The 16,549-nt window shown below is 37.4% G+C and carries 11 protein-coding genes and 2 tRNA genes; 4 read left to right on the top strand and 9 right to left on the bottom strand.

Going from position 1 to position 16,549, the window contains the following annotated elements; translation table 11 throughout:
• Positions 1 to 38: 38 nt before the first annotated feature.
• Together ACN1CN_RS14890 and map are read right to left on the bottom strand one after the other, a co-directional pair.
• Positions 39 to 812 (bottom strand): class I SAM-dependent methyltransferase, encoded by a 774-nt coding sequence (locus ACN1CN_RS14890; protein ID WP_264522815.1) that lies wholly within the window; start codon positions 810 to 812, stop codon positions 39 to 41.
• Positions 813 to 839: 27 nt separating this feature from the next.
• Complete coding sequence (map, locus tag ACN1CN_RS14885; RefSeq protein ID WP_264522816.1) at positions 840 to 1,658, bottom strand: type I methionyl aminopeptidase; 819 nt, start codon at positions 1,656 to 1,658, stop codon at positions 840 to 842.
• Positions 1,659 to 1,907: 249 nt separating this feature from the next.
• On the opposite strand from map, the gene ACN1CN_RS14880 reads away from it, so the two are divergent.
• Complete coding sequence (locus tag ACN1CN_RS14880) at positions 1,908 to 3,161, top strand: DUF445 domain-containing protein (RefSeq protein ID WP_419136207.1); 1,254 nt, start codon at positions 1,908 to 1,910, stop codon at positions 3,159 to 3,161.
• A gap of 304 nt (positions 3,162 to 3,465) precedes the next feature.
• On the opposite strand, the gene ACN1CN_RS14875 is transcribed toward ACN1CN_RS14880, so the two are convergent.
• The 6 genes from ACN1CN_RS14875 to ACN1CN_RS14850 form a co-directional block, all read right to left on the bottom strand.
• Entirely contained in the window at positions 3,466 to 4,854 is a 1,389-nt protein-coding gene (locus tag ACN1CN_RS14875; RefSeq protein ID WP_419136206.1) for a TolC family protein, read from the bottom strand.
• On the bottom strand, positions 4,854 to 6,200 hold the full coding sequence (locus ACN1CN_RS14870) for an HlyD family secretion protein (protein WP_419136205.1): 1,347 nt from the start codon (positions 6,198 to 6,200) through the stop codon (positions 4,854 to 4,856). Before ACN1CN_RS14870 ends, ACN1CN_RS14875 begins: the two co-directional genes overlap by 1 nt.
• A gap of 3 nt (positions 6,201 to 6,203) precedes the next feature.
• A complete protein-coding gene (locus ACN1CN_RS14865) occupies positions 6,204 to 7,871 on the bottom strand; it encodes a peptidase domain-containing ABC transporter (RefSeq protein ID WP_264522820.1) in 1,668 nt (555 codons plus the stop codon).
• Positions 7,872 to 7,887: 16 nt separating this feature from the next.
• On the bottom strand, positions 7,888 to 8,559 hold the full coding sequence (locus tag ACN1CN_RS14860) for a TetR/AcrR family transcriptional regulator (RefSeq protein WP_291288000.1): 672 nt from the start codon (positions 8,557 to 8,559) through the stop codon (positions 7,888 to 7,890).
• A 189-nt stretch (positions 8,560 to 8,748) separates the two neighbouring features.
• Complete coding sequence (gene gpmI, locus ACN1CN_RS14855; RefSeq protein ID WP_419136204.1) at positions 8,749 to 10,266, bottom strand: 2,3-bisphosphoglycerate-independent phosphoglycerate mutase; 1,518 nt, start codon at positions 10,264 to 10,266, stop codon at positions 8,749 to 8,751.
• Between the two features lie 139 nt (positions 10,267 to 10,405).
• Positions 10,406 to 12,832 carry a DUF5916 domain-containing protein gene (locus ACN1CN_RS14850; RefSeq protein WP_419136203.1) on the bottom strand — a complete coding sequence of 809 codons (2,427 nt, stop codon included), beginning with the start codon at positions 12,830 to 12,832 and terminating at the stop codon, positions 10,406 to 10,408.
• 317 nt (positions 12,833 to 13,149) lie between these two features.
• Here ACN1CN_RS14850 and ACN1CN_RS14845 point away from each other — a divergent pair, with 317 nt between their 5' ends.
• On the top strand, positions 13,150 to 13,872 hold the full coding sequence (locus tag ACN1CN_RS14845; RefSeq protein WP_419136202.1) for a murein L,D-transpeptidase catalytic domain family protein: 723 nt from the start codon (positions 13,150 to 13,152) through the stop codon (positions 13,870 to 13,872).
• Here ACN1CN_RS14845 and ACN1CN_RS14840 read toward each other — a convergent pair.
• On the bottom strand, positions 13,861 to 15,450 hold the full coding sequence (locus ACN1CN_RS14840; RefSeq protein ID WP_419136201.1) for a L,D-transpeptidase family protein: 1,590 nt from the start codon (positions 15,448 to 15,450) through the stop codon (positions 13,861 to 13,863). The two genes, ACN1CN_RS14845 and ACN1CN_RS14840, sit on opposite strands and share 12 nt — an antisense overlap.
• Positions 15,451 to 16,185: 735 nt before the next feature.
• Here ACN1CN_RS14840 and ACN1CN_RS14835 point away from each other — a divergent pair.
• Positions 16,186 to 16,258, top strand: a tRNA-Gly gene (locus ACN1CN_RS14835).
• 108 nt (positions 16,259 to 16,366) lie between these two features.
• Positions 16,367 to 16,439: transfer RNA gene (locus ACN1CN_RS14830), tRNA-Gly, on the top strand.
• The last annotated feature ends 110 nt before the right edge of the window (positions 16,440 to 16,549 follow it).

Here is a 16,549-nt window from a genome sequence, read left to right as displayed (position 1 = left end):
TTTTTAAATGAACTTGTATCACTTATAGGGTGAAAGAATTAGTTTTCCTGTTTGAAGCAAAGCGGAATGATTTCGCCCTTTGCCAAACAATATTTTTCTACCAGTTCAGGTGAAATTTTATGGGTATAGTCTTCTTCGATAACGATAAAACCGATGCTTCTTAATTTATCAAAATAGTCACGGCCATAAATGCGCACGTGATCGTACTGACCAAATATTCTCGCACGTTCTTTTTGATCGGTGATGGTATCATCGGCAAAAGTAACCGCTCTGGATAAGTCTTGCGGAATTTGAAGAATCGCCATTCCGCCTGGTTTTAAAACGCGATATAATTCACGCATCGCTTTTGTGTCATCCGGAATATGTTCTAAAACGTGATTGCATAAAATAACATCGTATTCATTGTCTTTAAAAGGCAAATTACAAATGTCTGCTTTTACATCTGCCAAAGGCGAGAATAAATCAGTTGTCGTGTAATCCAGATTTTTCTGCTTGCGGAATCTTTTGTAAAAAGCCTGCTCCGGAGCAAAGTGTAATACTTTTTTTGGTGCTGTAAAAAAATCAGTCTGATCGTTTAAATACAACCAAAGCAAACGGTGTCTTTCTAAAGAAAGTGTACTTGGTGAAAGCACATTGTTGCGTTGTTTTCCGTATCCGTAAGGCAAAAATGATCTAAAACTTTTTCCATCAATAGGATCAGTATATTTACTTCCTTTTAAGGAAAGCGCCAAAATCGGTCGGGCAACATAACTCAAACGAATTAATAATGGACGAGGTATTGTATTTAAAACTAATTTGAATAATTTTTTCACAGGGTTTTATTCGGGGTTGAATTTTAATTATAGAACTAACGGCACTTTTCTGAATTCGTCTTCTTCATTGCTTTCGATTCCTAAAGCTTTATAGATGTATTGGAAAGTCGATAATAACTCTGGTTTTCCGTCAATTAAAGCCACGTCATGCTCGAAATGGGCACTTGGTTTTCCATCAGCAGTTGTAATAGTCCAGCCGTCTTTATGTTGTTTGATATTTCTTGTTCCCATATTGATCATTGGCTCGATGGCCACAACCATTCCTTCCACAAACAGTTTTCCGCGGCCGCGTTTTCCGTAGTTTGGCATTTCAGGTTCTTCGTGCATTTTTTGCCCTAAACCGTGTCCTACCAATTCGCGAACCACTCCGTAACCGTGAGCTTCAGTGTATTTCTGAATCGCATTTCCAACATCTTCCACGCGATTTCCAGCTTTAAATTCTTTGATTCCTACGTAAAGAGATTCTTTAGTTACTTTCAGAAGTTTTTTAACTTCAGGAGCCACTTCTCCAATTTCGAAACTATAGGCGTGATCACCGTGATATCCATTCTTGAATGCACCACAATCTACCGAAATAACATCACCGCTTTTCAGGGGCGTATTGTTCGGAATTCCGTGTACAACCTGAGAGTTAGGACTCATACATAGCGAATTCGGGAAATCATACAATCCCAAAAAACTCGGAACAGCACCGTGATCACGGATGAATTCTTCAGCTAGCTTGTCCAGGTATAATGTGGTTACTCCTTCTTTAATTTCAGAAGCAATCATTCCTAATGTTTTAGATACGATCAAAGCACTTTCGCGCATTAATTCGATTTCTTCACGTGATTTTACAATAATCATAATTTCGGATTTTCAGTTGGCAAAAGTACAAATTTTAATATTATTTTTTAGCTAAAAATTTTTCGTCACGAATTCACGAATTAAAAGGAATAACAGGCGTTTAAAAATGAGCCATGAATTCACGAATCAATATTTATGCGTAAAGTTTACAAATAGAAAATCGTGAATTCGTGGCGAGCAGAGAATTAATAGCAATCACTAGTTCGCAGAAAAGCCGTAAATTAGTAAAAGTCTAAAACTACTATAATTATGGAAACGTCTATTGATCCTGAAAATATATCCAAAAAGCGAGCTTTAAATAAGATGAAACGGAATGCCTTAGCGCTTTTAGGCTTTGCAGTACTTTTATTTGTGATAGCAGTTTATTTTAAGATTCCCATGCTTCAGGCTTTTAGCGAGGCCGCGATGGTGGGGGGAATTGCAGATTGGTTTGCTGTGGTAGCTTTGTTTCGTCATCCACTGGGAATCCCGATTTGGCATACTGCAATTATTCCGACTAAGAAAAATGAAATTGGTGAAAACTTAGGGAATTTCGTTTCCGAAGAATTTCTGAATCGCGAGAAACTCGAGATAAAATTGGAGGAGTTTAATTTCGCAACAAAAGCTTCCGATTGGCTTTCGCAGGAGGATAATGCCAATAAAATTGCCAGTGTGGTGGCTTTAAATATTATTCCCGGAGTTTTAAAAACGATAAAAGATGAAGATATCAAACGATTTATTCAAACTCAGTTCAAAGAGAAACTGGAGGCTGTTAATTTTGGCGATTGGGTAGCGCTGGCGTTAGAACCTTTGCAGAAAGGGAATGTGAAGGACGAGCTGCTGACCAACGTGCTGAATGTTATGAGTACAGAACTGAGCAATAATAAAGATCTGATTCGGAAAAAAGTAAAAGAGTCAACCCCGTTTCTGAGTTTTGGTCTGGCCGATAAAAGCATTACTGAAGGCGTTTTTAATGGTCTTGCTGATTTTTTAAACGAGGCAAAACATCCGGGAAGTGCTATCAGACTTAAAATTGACGAGTATGTTTATGACTTTTTAGACAAGGTAAAGAATTCAGAAGAAATGCGGGTAAAGATCAATACCATGATTTTGAGTTTTGCCGGCAAAAAAGAGGTTCAGGATTATGTTAACGGAATTTGGGATGAAATCAAAGAATCGATTTCAACTGATTTGAAAAAGGGCGATGAATCGTCGATTAAGAAAAGTATTTCGGGTTTAATTCAGGGTTTCGGAAACGGAATAAAAGAAGATGCGGTGATGATTGACAAAATCAATAATTTCATCAAGAATGATTTGCTTTCTATTCTTCTGAACAATAAAAAAGTGATAGGGGATTTAATTTCTTCTACGGTAAAAAGCTGGGATGGAAAAGAAGTTTCGGAAAAACTAGAACTGGAAATCGGTAAAGATTTGCAATACATCCGAATCAACGGGACGCTGGTAGGAGGTCTTATCGGACTCGTGATTTATGCCGTCGAGTGGACGTATCATTATCTGGTTTAGCCTGCTGGATGCGATTTATAGATTTTAGGTGTAGATGTATTAAAATACTTGCCACAGATTAAGAGGATTAGAAAGATTAAAAAATCTGCCTAATCTGCTAAATCTGCGAGAGGAAATTATCCAAAAGCAATATATATCTCCCACATAGTCCTCTGCGTTTTATTTAAAGTGAAACGCCTTTTTTGAAGCTGCAGCACTTATGTTTCTATGTGTTAAAGTAAGTACACCAAATTTAACCTCAGAAGTGATCTATCCTTATTTAAGCAAACGCTTTATCCGTTAGATCACTCCTAAGATTTAAAAATTATTGAGGATTGGCCATGATTTTGAACAACTCTGAGTTAGAGATGTAAAACCTGTTTTCCAAAGCGATTGAAGCCAGTTTGGCACTAACCAGGTTGTTTTCCCTAGTATTGATAAGAAACAAAGAACTTTCTCCAAAAGAGAACAATCGTTCCTCTGAGTTTAACATGGCGGTGTTATTGTCTACTAAATCTTTGGCCAGTTTTTTTTGTTTGATTAGTGAATTGATTTCTACTTTTTGTGCAGTTATCTTGTTGGTCAGCTGTGTTCGTTCCAGAGCCAATGCAAATTCATTTTCCTGAAGTTTGTATTTGGCTAATTTCAGACTTCCGCGTTCTTTTCTAAGAAACAAAGGGAAGTAAAATTCTAAACCAATCTTGTAATCGTCAAACTTGTATTTGTCAACATATCTGGGCTCGGACAAATAGGAGTAGCCTACATTTATTTTGGGCAACAGCATGTTTTGCTTCAGGTCTTTTTCAACCTTTAACATGTCTATTTTATTTTGCAGCGCATTTAATTTCGGATGGGCTTCTAAATTCGTATCGCCTTGCAGCAGTTCGTTTGTTTTTAAAGTTTCCTGCAAGGTTGATTCAAGTGCTGTTTCGGGCACCAGCTCGTCTGAAATTTCCAGCGGGATATTGTTTTCCAGCCACATAAAATTCGATAATTCGAGTTTGGCTTTTGTTAGTTTTAACTTGGAATCTTCAAGGCTCAAGGCTCTGTTTTTTACAATAATTCCGGCTTCAATGCTGTCTATTGCCGGTTTGTCTCCCTGAGTGATGAGCGACTTAATACCTTGCAGACGAATTTCGGCATTCTTGCTGTACATTTCGTAAAGCTTCATTTCTTCAAAATTCTTCTTCCAGTTAAAATACGCAAGTGAGGCATCGTACAAAATGCTAACGGCCTGAAGTTTTCGCTCCGATTCACTCAGTTTGACCTGAATTTTAGCTTTTCGCACGTCCGCCATTCTTTGATTGATAAACAATCCCTGTCCAAGCGGAACACTGATGCCAAAAGAAGTTAAGCCCTGATTTGGGGTAGTGTTCTCCGGATTCAGGTAAACCCCTTCGTTATTGTCGAATCCGGCTTTCAGTTCAATTCCATACCAGGTAGGGATTTTAAAACTGCTGTTCAGAATCGAATAATATTCTTTGTCTTTAAATTGTTTCTGGCTAAAATCTACTTCAATTTTTGGATCAAAACCACCACGGGCCATCATCAGATTGGCTTGTGCTTTGCTTAGTTCCAGATTAGCATTTTTAACCAATGGATGGTACTTTTTTACATATCCCAAAAACTCATTGTAGGTGAGCTCTTTGGAGAAGGGCTGCTGGCCAAAAACGGCACAGCCCAAGAAAAGAAAAGCGATAAGTATTGGTCTCATTATTTTTTTTCTTTAGTTACTTTTTGAGCGCTTTTATAATAATTAGGAGGGAATCCGTTTAGGGTTCTCCAGATTTCAAACCAGATTGGCACAGTGTCTAGCAAGGCAATCGTTTGGGCACCGGAGCCAATGCTTAATTGTTTTGGCCATTTTGTTTCGTTAGGATCCGGAGCGATCAGGATTCTGTATTTACCATTATCGCTGATAAAGTTTTCTATCGCTACAACTGTACCTCCAAAAGTTCCGTAGGACATATCCGGCCATCCTGAAAATACAATGGTAGGCCATCCGTCAAACCAAACACGTACTTTTTCTCCTTTTCTGATCAAAGGCAGGTCAATTGGGCTGATGTAAGTTTCTACAGCAATATCGTAATGAGAAGGCATGATCGTTACAATTGGCGTTCCTTCTTTGATCGTTTCACCCAAACCAGCCTGTAAAGCACGGTTGATGTAACCGTCTTGTACCGCTTTGATGTAGTACATGCCATTACGTAAGCTGTAATTGGCGTATTGATTCTCGAGTTTGCTTACCTGTGCTTCGGTATCAAATTTATTACTCAGTGTTGTAAACTGGTCGCTTCTTGCTTTGGCTACTTTTTCGCCGTACTCTGCCGTAATTCTGTTAATCTCCACTCTGGCGTTGATGTACTCATTTTTGCTGGTCAGGTATTTGTTTTCCTGTGTGATGATTTTAGCGTCAACATCCTGTAGTTTCAGACGTTTTTCTTCCACATCCGTAAGCGGTTTCAATCCTTCCTTGTTTAATTGTACTGAACGGTTGTATTGAGTGTTGGCAATTCGCAGCTGTGTTTTTACGGCAATCAGATCGATACTGTCACTTTTTATTTTTAAAAGCGATTGTTTGACTTTGTTTCTGGCTTGTTCCAGTTTTAGTCTTTTTTCATTTTCGATCGCCTGAATCTGCCCCGAAAGTGTGGTCACTTTTTCGCCATACGATTCCAAAGAGTTTTTCTTAGCATCGACCTGATTTTTGGTGTTTGCGACCAAATTAGGATCCATATAATCTTCTTTGATCTCAGAAATAAACAGAATCGTATCTCCCTTTTTAACGAAATCTCCTTCCTGTACGTACCATTTTTCAATACGTCCCGAAATCACACTCTGGATCGATTGCGGCCTTTGGTTGGGTTTTAAAGTGGTTACCGCTCCCGAACCCGAAATGTTTTGTGTCCATGGTAATAAAAGCGCAATGATTCCTAAAATGGAAGATGCGATGATGATTCGGTTTAGAATTTTATAATGTGGCCTGTTGCTTAAGTTTCTTACTGTCTCGTATTGATCAAGCGGCTGTAATTTTGTTTTATTGTCAGAGATGTTTAGCATGGCTTAGTTGTTTTTTTGATCCAGTATAATTTGACCGTTTTGCATTGTAATTTTTCGTGTCGATTTTGTTTGCCAATAAGGGTTTTTAGACGAAACGATAATTGTCCATTTGTTCTTTTCAGAAGTTATAAAATCGATAATTTCATTGGCAACATTCTCGTCCATCGTATCTGTCGGATCTTCGTAGAAAAGCACTTTTGGTTTGTGAATAATACTTCTGGCCAAGAGGATTTTTTGAGCATTAGAAGACGATAACTGTTTTCCCTCAGGGTGAATATGGGTCTTCAGACCTTTAGGCAACAATTTAATCAGCGGACTAAGTTGAACACCGTCGAGTGCCCATTTCAGATCTTCGGTACTGATCAACGGATCGTTGAAAGTGATGTTTTCCAAAATCGTTCCGTCAAATGGGGTTTCGTTGTGAATGATGCTGCCAATCTGCGAGCGATATTGTTTCAGATTTATTTTTCTAAAAGTATCATCATTGATGTAAAAAGCGCCTGAACTTTGTCTTAATAAACCGGATAATACCCTGATAAGAGTTGTTTTTCCTGAGCCATTTTCACCCTCGATAACAATTTTTTCACCCTGGTCGATTTTTAACGAAATAGAATCTAAAGCATTCGTTGGAGAATCCGGAAATTTGAATTTTAAGTTCTCTGTTTCTAAAGAGATGCTGTTGTAACAATGATCATTTAAGGAATCAGACTCGGAGTTTTCTTCTAAAGCTAAGTCAGTCACCTGTCCGATTTTCTCCACAGAAGTTAAAACATCGTAGAAGCTCTCCAATCCGAGGATGATTTTTTCTACCGATGTAATCACCAGTAAAATGATGATCTCGGCAGCAACAAACTGCCCGATATTCATTTCCTGACTCAGTACCAAGTAACCTCCAATTGATAGTAAACTTGCGGTAATAATGACTTTAAAAATAATCAGTTGCGTAAATTGTTTTTTGATTACGCTAAAGTGTTTCTCTCTGTAGTTAAGATAACCCGCTACGATTGAATTGTTTTTTTGAAGCGCAAAATCATAATTCAGTTCATTGCGGAAGCTAAAATTATTACGGGCCATTTCCTGTAACCAGCCTGCTACTTTGTATTTGAATTTGGATTCTTTTAAACTGGTTTCCAAACCTGATTTATACGAAAATTTGAAAATAAAGTACAAAAGCAGGAACAGTAAAAGTCCGAACACAATAAAGTAAGGATGATACAGGGATAGCAGAATAATTCCGAAAGTAATCTGAAGCAAAGCGGCAGAAAAATCGGTTAGTAATTTTGAAGTTCCTTTTTGAATCGTAAGGGTGTCAAAAAATCGGTTCGTTAGTTCCGGCGGATAAGTGCCGTACAATTCTTCTGATTTTATTTTAGGCAGACGGGCTGCAAATTCAAAAGAAGCACGGACGAATATTTTTTGCTGTAAGTTTTCCGTGATACGCAATTGCATGAACGACAGCACGCCAACAAGAGCCACACCACCCACTACAAGTATAATAAGTACGATCCAGGAAACACTAACTCTTCCGGATTGTATAAAAGTAATGATGGCCTGAATTCCCAAAGGAAGTGATAAGCTGACTAATCCGGCAAAAATAGCATAGAAAAAAATCTGGTAAATGTCTTTTTTGTCCAGTTCTAGTAAATGGTAAAATCTTTTTAAAGGAGTCATACTGTTTTTTTTATAATTAGCGCAAAACGTTTTCTGCAAGGTTTAGGTAAAATTGAGTGGTCGTAACCGTTTCATTACAATCGGTAATTGTTTTTAAATGATCCGTTAGAAAATGCTGATGTAAACTTCCTTCAACAATGGTTGACACCAGTGATTTGGCATACGGATAGTCAGGATTTACTTCTTTTACAATAGAAACGACCCGATTGATCACCCTTTTGTAGATGAGGAAAAAGCCTTCTTTGTTCTCCTGATCGACTTCTTTGGTATGAAGCGTTTTGGTGAATTCAGCAATGATGATTCGGTTTAAAATGGCTTCGTTGATATGTTCGGTTGAAGTATCGTCCGTGATTTTTTCGGTAACGATGGTGATGGCTTTTTTTAGTTTTTCCTGTTTGTCTGCAATATTCGTAGTCGTAAAAACCAGTTTGTATTCCATCCAGCTCCAATACCATGAAGACAGGTAAACCAATAGTTTGTGTTTGTTTTCAAAGTAACGATAAATCGAACTTTCGTTTGAACCTATTTTTTCGCCTAATTTTTTAAATGTAAAATTATCAAAACCAATATCGTCAATTAGAAGGATGCTCTGTTCAATTATTTTTTTTCCCAACGCAGATGTTTCCGGATCTTTTACATAGATCTTTTCGTTGACTTGCATTTTTATATTTGATAGTATAATTTGCATAAAAAAATATTTTTCATGCAAAGATAATAGTATTACTATTGATTAAGAAATTTTAACTCTTATTTATGCTTGTTTTTTTTATAAACAGCAAACCCGACAGGTTTTTAAAACCTGTCGGGTTTATATTGAAGATTCAGTAAGATCGCAACTGAATACTGCGACCGAAAACTGAGACTGAATACTAAAAAACTATAACAAAGAATGGCAAGTCATCGCATTAGGCTGCTGTATGCCCATTAACTCCAGAATAGTAGGAGCAATGTCGCCCAACACCCCGTTTTGAATATTTTTCAGCTCTTTGTCTACTAAAATAATCGGCACCGGATTAGTTGTATGTGCTGTATTTGGACTTCCGTCAGGATTAATCATCGTTTCACAATTTCCGTGATCGGCAATGACAATTGTAGTATAATTGTTGGCAAGAGCAGCTTCGATAACCTCTTTTACGCAGGCATCTACCGCTTCGCAGGCTTTAATGGCAGCACTCATGATTCCGGTATGTCCCACCATGTCACCATTGGCAAAATTAAGACAGACAAAATCTACCTCACCTTTGTTCAATTCAGGCACCAAAGCATCTTTTAATTCAAAGGCACTCATTTCCGGTTGTAAATCGTAAGTGGCTACTTTTGGAGAATTTCTCAAAATACGGGATTCTCCTTCAAATGGCGTTTCTCTTCCTCCGGAGAAGAAAAAGGTTACGTGTGGATATTTCTCGGTTTCGGCAATACGAATTTGTTTTTTACCTGCTTTCTCTAAAACCTCACCAAGAGTTTCGGTGATATTGTCTTTGTTGTAAACTACTTTTACATTTAGATACGTTTCGTCGTAGTTGGTAAGCGTTACATAATGCAGGTTTAATTTGTGCATGTTTTGCTCGTGAAAGTCTTGCTGTGAAAGCGCCTCGGTAAGTTCACGACCTCTGTCGGTTCTAAAGTTAAAGAAGATAACGACATCGCCTTCAACGATTGTTGCTAATGGTTTTTCCTGCTCGTCAACCATTACGATTGGTGCGATAAACTCATCGGTAACATCATGTGCATAACTGTCAAGAATACTGGCTACTGCATTTTTGGATGGAGTTCCTATGCCGTTTACGACTAAATCGTAAGCTAATTTTACACGCTCCCATCGTTTGTCACGATCCATTGCGTAATAACGGCCAACGATTGAAGCAATTTTTACCGGAGTATCTTTAATGTGCTCTTCTAAATCGTGAATGTATTTTGCCCCTGATTTAGGATCAACATCGCGACCATCAGTAAAAGCATGAACAAAAACATTCTCCAGGCCATATTCCTGTGAAGCATCAATTAATCCACGTAAGTGTGAGGTATGAGAGTGAACACCTCCGTCAGAAACTAATCCTAAAAAGTGAACTTTTTTATTGTTTTCTTTAGCATAAGTAAAAGCATCAATAAGTACTTGTTCTTTTGCCAGTGTTTGATGTGCTACGGCTAAGTTTATTTTGGCTAAATCCTGGTATACAATTCTTCCGGCACCAAGATTCATGTGACCTACTTCACTGTTTCCCATCTGGCCTTCAGGTAAACCAACATTTAATCCGTCGGTACGAAGCTGTGCGCTTGGGTAATTTTTGTAAAGACTATTTATAAAAGGAACATTTGCATTGTCTATTGCAGATACTTTAGGGTCAGGAGATTTTCCCCAACCGTCTAAAATCATAAGGATAACTTTCTTGTTCATTAGTTTTTGTTTTTTACAAAGATAAGTCATTTCTAAAATCGACAAGAAAGCGCGGTGACAATTACGGTTAATAAAATGAAGCCTATTAAAAAATAATAATTTGGTTAAAGAACCCTAAAAATTTTAGAATTAATTCACGCTAGGCTCTTTTTCTGATCTTATTTTTGACAGCATTATAGTCTATAAAATATTTCACACTTACCGAAAAGATGTGTTTTAATGCCTGATTGTTGAGCAAGTCGGTTATGTTGTGTTTAAAGTCTTTGTTGATAATACGCTCAAAATTAACGCCATTGTTACGGTACAAAACCGAAAGCTGACTGCCCGGAGCAAACCACCAGGAATAGGATAAATCAGTATTCCAGGAATAAAAACTGGAGTTTTTGTTTTTGGTATATTGCGGGTAAGGCGATAGAGTTCCGTCGTCCTGAAGTTCCAGTATGTTTTTGTTTTCGGCATACGACCAATATTGCCTCACAGCAAGGTTGAGTGTCATGGCACTGTTTAAAGCATATTTCCCGTTCAGACTGTTCGAATAGGTAATGACATTCCGATTGGCAAAAACAATCGTTTCGGGAGTGTTGTCATTGTTGTCATCGTCAAAATCGTCGATATAACCTTTGTTGTTGTTTCTTCGCAGAAAACTAAAAGCATAGGTAATTAAAAGCTTGTCGTTAAAGCGATACCTTGGTCCAGCATCTACGCCGTACGCCATTCTGCCTGCTTCATCAGCAAAGATCACAAATGGATTTAAATCCAAAGCAAATTTCTTGTTGTAATTGGTCGAAACACTTCCCCAGATTTCTACTTTTCTCGGAATGATCACGTAGCGGTTTTCGGCTCTTGGTTCATAATAATCATGCGTCTGTAAAGGAAAAAGGTCGAACCCGGCGCCATAAAAATTGTTTTTTAGAGTAGAAAGATTGACTTCTGCACTAATCCTGTTTTCCTGTACTTTTCCGGATTCTTTATTAAACTCGGTGTACATATCATAGTCTACTTTGAAAGTATTAAAGAGTTTTGTGGGGTTTAGGATGCGATAGTTTCCGTTTCCGTAAAAATTGTAATAGTTGGTATAAAAATTAATCCCCAAATCGTTAGGATCAAAATCCTTGGATACATAGTCTGAGCCAATACTGTAGCGATAGTTTCCGCTGGTTTCGGCAAAACGAATGGTACTGAACAGGCCGCTTTTGTCTTCGCTATCGTTAATCAGGCTGTACTTTACATTACCGGATAAACTGTAAGTGTTGGCTTTTGTTCTTAAATCCCACGCCAATCCCGTTACATTCGCATCCCTATAATGCCCGTTTCGGGTAACGTTTGTGTTGATAAGAGTAATGGAAGAATTTTTGCGGAATCGCTGATCCAGAACCAAAACATTATAATTGGTCAGCGGTTCAGCTACTTCGCGTCTTGTTTCGCCCGAAAGAGTGTCTTTTATAGTAGCAAAAGTTTTTTCGGTAACGGCATTTAAAATACCAATTCCCAAGCCATTTTTGGTTCTTCCCGAAATTTTTAAAGCATTGATGAGGTTCACATTCTGAACTTCTTCAATTATTTTTTCATTGTCTTTTAAAGTAATTTCTATGGAGGGCTTACCTCCAATTCTTCGGGAGTAAAACATCTTGCCTTTGTTGAACAAGTCGGTTCCTTCTGTAAAAAAGGCTCTATTTTCGTTAAATTGCTGTTCAAACGGTCCCAGGTTTAAAATCTGATCGTCGTATTTGGTTTGTCCAAAATCCGGAATTAAAATGGCGTCAAGCGTAAAAGCATCATTTATTCCGTACTTAATATCCATTCCTCCTTTTAAAGTAGCGAATGTTTTCTGACCGTCGGAGGCATTTAAATAATAAGAAGCATAAGGCATAAAAAACAATCGGGTAGGAGGTGTGATGTTGACGATTCCTTCCAGATTACCATTTTGCTGCGTAAACGTTCCTATTTTGGTATCGATCAAATTCCAGGTGTATTTTTTACGCTCCCGTCTGATCTCCCGGAAAAAGTTAATGCCCCAGGTTTGTTTGTCTCCGCCTGGAAAACGTAAGGCAGCGTACGGAATTTTTATTTCTACAGCCCATCCTTTATCGTTTAAAACCGCTTTGCTGATCCATACCGCATCCCACGAATAATCTTCGCCATTGGCATCTGTCATAATACAGTCACCCTGAACATCAGCTGCCGAAACAAAGAACTCAAAATTTTGCTGACCGTCATTAAAACCATTGATAAAGACCCCAAACATATCGGCCGTTCCGAAATTGTCTCGCTGTGAAATCTCTTTTAAAACCTTAGCGGGGTCATCATACAACATTGCAGCGACATAGATCGCATCATTGTTGTACAGTACTCTAACCTCGGTTTTTTGATTGTCGGGAATAGGTTTAGCGTTATCGGGTTGGTACATTACAAAATCCGTAGCAGGAGGAACATTTTTCCATACAGCTTCGTCAAGTTTTCCATCAATTAAAATGTTTTCTTTAATCAATTGAGCCTGCAGTGTTTTCTTTTGAGCATAACCCCAAAAAGAAAAGAAAAGAAAGCTGATAAAAACTAATTTTTTCATGTGGTTTTAAGAATCGAAAAATGAATACAGCGGCTTTTGTTAATAGACACGATTGTTTTTAAAATGTTACAGTTTTAATTGAAATAAATGAATTTTCTGTCTTTTTTGCAAGAAAAGTACGTAAAACCGCTTTTATTCTTATCATTGGGTAAACCTCCTACAAAAATATTTGTTTTTTGCTCGAAATGCTAATTTATTACTTTGATTCTGTTAAAGTTTCAACAAAATAGGGCTGATTTACCCACTTAAATTTTGACAGGTACATTTTTTTTATACTTTTGCCAAACCCCAAACTTTGTTTAACCTAAAGAAATTCAATGATTTACAAGATTTATCCGTTACTGGTGTTTTTGCTGTTGTCTTTTGGTAAAGATTCAAACAACACCAATGAAGTTAAAAAAGCGACTGTGAAAGCAATCGCTAAAGTTGAAACGCTTACTGTTGATTCTAAAATTGAAAGTATCTACAATACTTTAAATCCGAATCATTTTTCACTCCCGGAACTCAGAACTTTTTCTGAGGCGCTGAAGGGTTTTTACCTCTTAAAAGAAAGAGGCATAATCCAAAAAGATATCCTGACACTTATCGATTTTAGTTTGTCTTCAAACACAAAACGTCTGTGGGTAATCGATCTGGCAACCAACACTGTTTTATTCAATTCTTTAGTGGCTCACGGCAGAAATACCGGAGAAGAATTTGCGTCTAATTTTTCAAATTCAAATTCCTCTTTCAAAAGCAGCCTAGGATTTTATGCAACGGGCGAAGTGTATCAGGGAAAACATGGTACTTCTTTGCGCCTGGACGGACTGGAGAACGGAGTTAATGACAACGCCCGCGAAAGAGGAGTTGTAATGCATGGCGCCGATTATGTTTCGGAATCGTTCATCAGAAACAACAAACGATTGGGAAGAAGCCAGGGATGTCCGGCAATTCCAATGGCGATGACCAAAGAAATCATCGAAATCATAAAAAACAAATCACTTTTGTATATCTATCACCCATCCAGAAGTTTCACGATGGAAGAAAGGCTAATTTCTTAGCTTAGCGTACAAATCTGAATCTAAATTATAAATGTCAGCTCTGAAAATGAGCTGATTTTTTTTGCTCCATGCTGTCCAGTACCATTGGTATAAGGCGTATTTTTTTGTAATTCGAACACTAGTCGTCTTCTTGGAAGCGATGATCGTATCAATTCTTTCTTTAGGCCAATCTGTAGAAGTAGAATCACCCAAAATATGCTGCGCCAGTTCTAATGGATTCTCTACGCGAACGCATCCCGAACTTAAAGAACGGTTGCTTCTTCCAAAATTATTGCGATGGTTGGTATCATGCAGGTAAACACTATGGTTGTTTGGAAATAGAATTTTCATTAAACCCAAAGCATTGTTGTAACCGGGACTTTGAACATAACGGTAATTTCCGGGTTTGTTTTCGTTCCAGGAATTGGGTGGGATTACGTTTCCGGCGGTATCGTAAATCGTAATGTTTTTATTGGCTAAATAATTCCGATTGCGTTTCATTGCCGGAACCACATCTTCTTTTAAAATCGTTGGCGGTACCGTCCAGGTCGGGTTAAAAACGACTGTTCTCAATTTCGAAGTGATAATTGGAGTTTTTCGTTTACTTGTTCCTACTACAATATTACGGACTAAAGTGGTGTCCTGACTTTCGACAACATGTAAGCTGTAGTCGGGAATGTTGATAATAAAGTAATTTTCGGCTAAATCAGTAGTGTACCATCTCCAGCGTTCTAAATTGGCAATGATCTGTTTTTTTCTTTTTTCTTTCGAAAAGTTTAAAGCGTTTATGGTTCCTACACCAATAACTCCGTCAGCAGCCAGACCATGTCTTTCCTGAAATTTTTTAATCGATTCAAAAGTTTTTTGGTCGTAAATAGACGTAAGACTGTCTTTTCCGGTCATGTCTTTCCAGTACAAAAGCCTTTTCTTGATGTTAATTAAAGCGGTATTGGTGTCGTTTAAGACAATTTTATTGGCTGATTCAATAGTTTGGATGTCGTCATCAGGGAAAGTATCGATGATTTCGAGTGCTTTTAACAGCTGTTTGTAAGGAGATGCCTTTGACTGAATACCGTCAACAATACTGTCCAGTTTGTTTTTATTGAAAGCTTTTATCAGTACATTGTTTACATCAAATGTTTTTTCTTCTAAATCCCAGTCGGTGTAGAGCTTTTTAGGATCCAGTTTTCCTTTATAAAGATGGTTGAGGTATTTTTCAAAATTATAAGTAAGCAAAATGTCATAGGTGGCCAGGTCAGTATCACTTAATGTGCTGATTTTGCTTTCGAACTTTTTTAGCCTCGAAGCTTTGTAATCTTCAGGATCCAGACCTAACTGTTCGGCATTTGTCAATTGCGACAATACATAGGTTCTTTTTTTTAGGTTTCCCCAAACGGTGGTATTCTCTGAGGAGTTGTAGAATTGTTTAAGCGTCTCGCTTTTAAAAGTGCCAATAAAAGCGGTGTCAATGCTTACCTTTCTTTCATCAGTAAGTATAATGGCCGGAGTCGCTTTTTTAACTACGGGAATAATTTTTGGAGCGTCTTTTTTGCAGCCAACAAACAGGTATATTACTAATAAGAAGTAAAAATTCTTCATTCGATATTCTTTTAAACGTAAAATTATCCTCGCCAGTGTTTTTCAAGTTGAACAGAATTGTCTGGGGAATGACGCTTCGCTCTTTTGTAAAATGTACAGTGGCGGTTTTGGTATTAAATCAAATCGGCTTGGTTGGCATTGCAGTAGGTTTTGCAATGTTTGATGAAAGCCTTTTCAAATTCGTTTTTCTATAAGGGCTTTTTTGAAATAATCCTTGAATTGGAATTTGATTTTTTCGGCAAATATAGCTTTGATTTTTTCAAAAAATGAAATAATTCTTATTAAATTTTTATTACGAAATAATGTACTGAGTGAAGTGTTTCTAAATTCCAAATTCCAAGTTTCAAGTTTCAAGTTCCACATATGACATTTCACATCCCACATTTCACAATTTTCACATTTTCACTTCCTGCAAACCTAGTTGTTCAATCAATTTTCCATTAATTATCCCTAATAAGTTATAAAATGAGTCCTGTTGACAGGTTATTTTTTTAATTTTCTCTATCAAAGATACGATTTTCGGCTGATTTTTCTTTTCTGAAAATGGAGTGAAGGACAATATGAGTTTCTTTTGAGGCTATTTTGGCTGAACTACCCAAAAATAAGGGAAAATAATTGAGGTTATAACTTTTTAATTTTAAATAAGTTATCGAAAAATGTGAATTTTTATTGATTTTTTTTACCGAAAAGCTTGCTTTTAACTGAACTTATGTTCTATATTTGCACCACAGTAATGCGAAAGTAGCTCAGTTGGTAGAGCTCCAGCCTTCCAAGCTGGTTGTCGCGAGTTCGAGCCTCGTCTTTCGCTCTAAAAAAACCGAGATTTAATCGTTTCGGTTTTTTTAACAAAGCTAAATAATTTTTGATTTTTATTTTTTTTAATGATTTAAATTATTTATATTTGCACCCTGTAAATGCGAAAGTAGCTCAGTTGGTAGAGCTCCAGCCTTCCAAGCTGGTTGTCGCGAGTTCGAGCCTCGTCTTTCGCTCTTTAAAAATCCTCAAACATTTGTTTGGGGATTTTTTGTTTATAGCCATAATTGAAAAAAGTAATACGCGGATTATACTGATTCGTTTCACGAAAACGCGGATCAGTGCG

This window comes from Flavobacterium sp. T12S277 (assembly GCF_048514875.1).
In the GTDB taxonomy this organism is placed as follows: domain Bacteria; phylum Bacteroidota; class Bacteroidia; order Flavobacteriales; family Flavobacteriaceae; genus Flavobacterium.
Note: the sequence above shows the minus strand (reverse complement) of the source record. Positions and strands in the feature narration are given on the sequence as shown.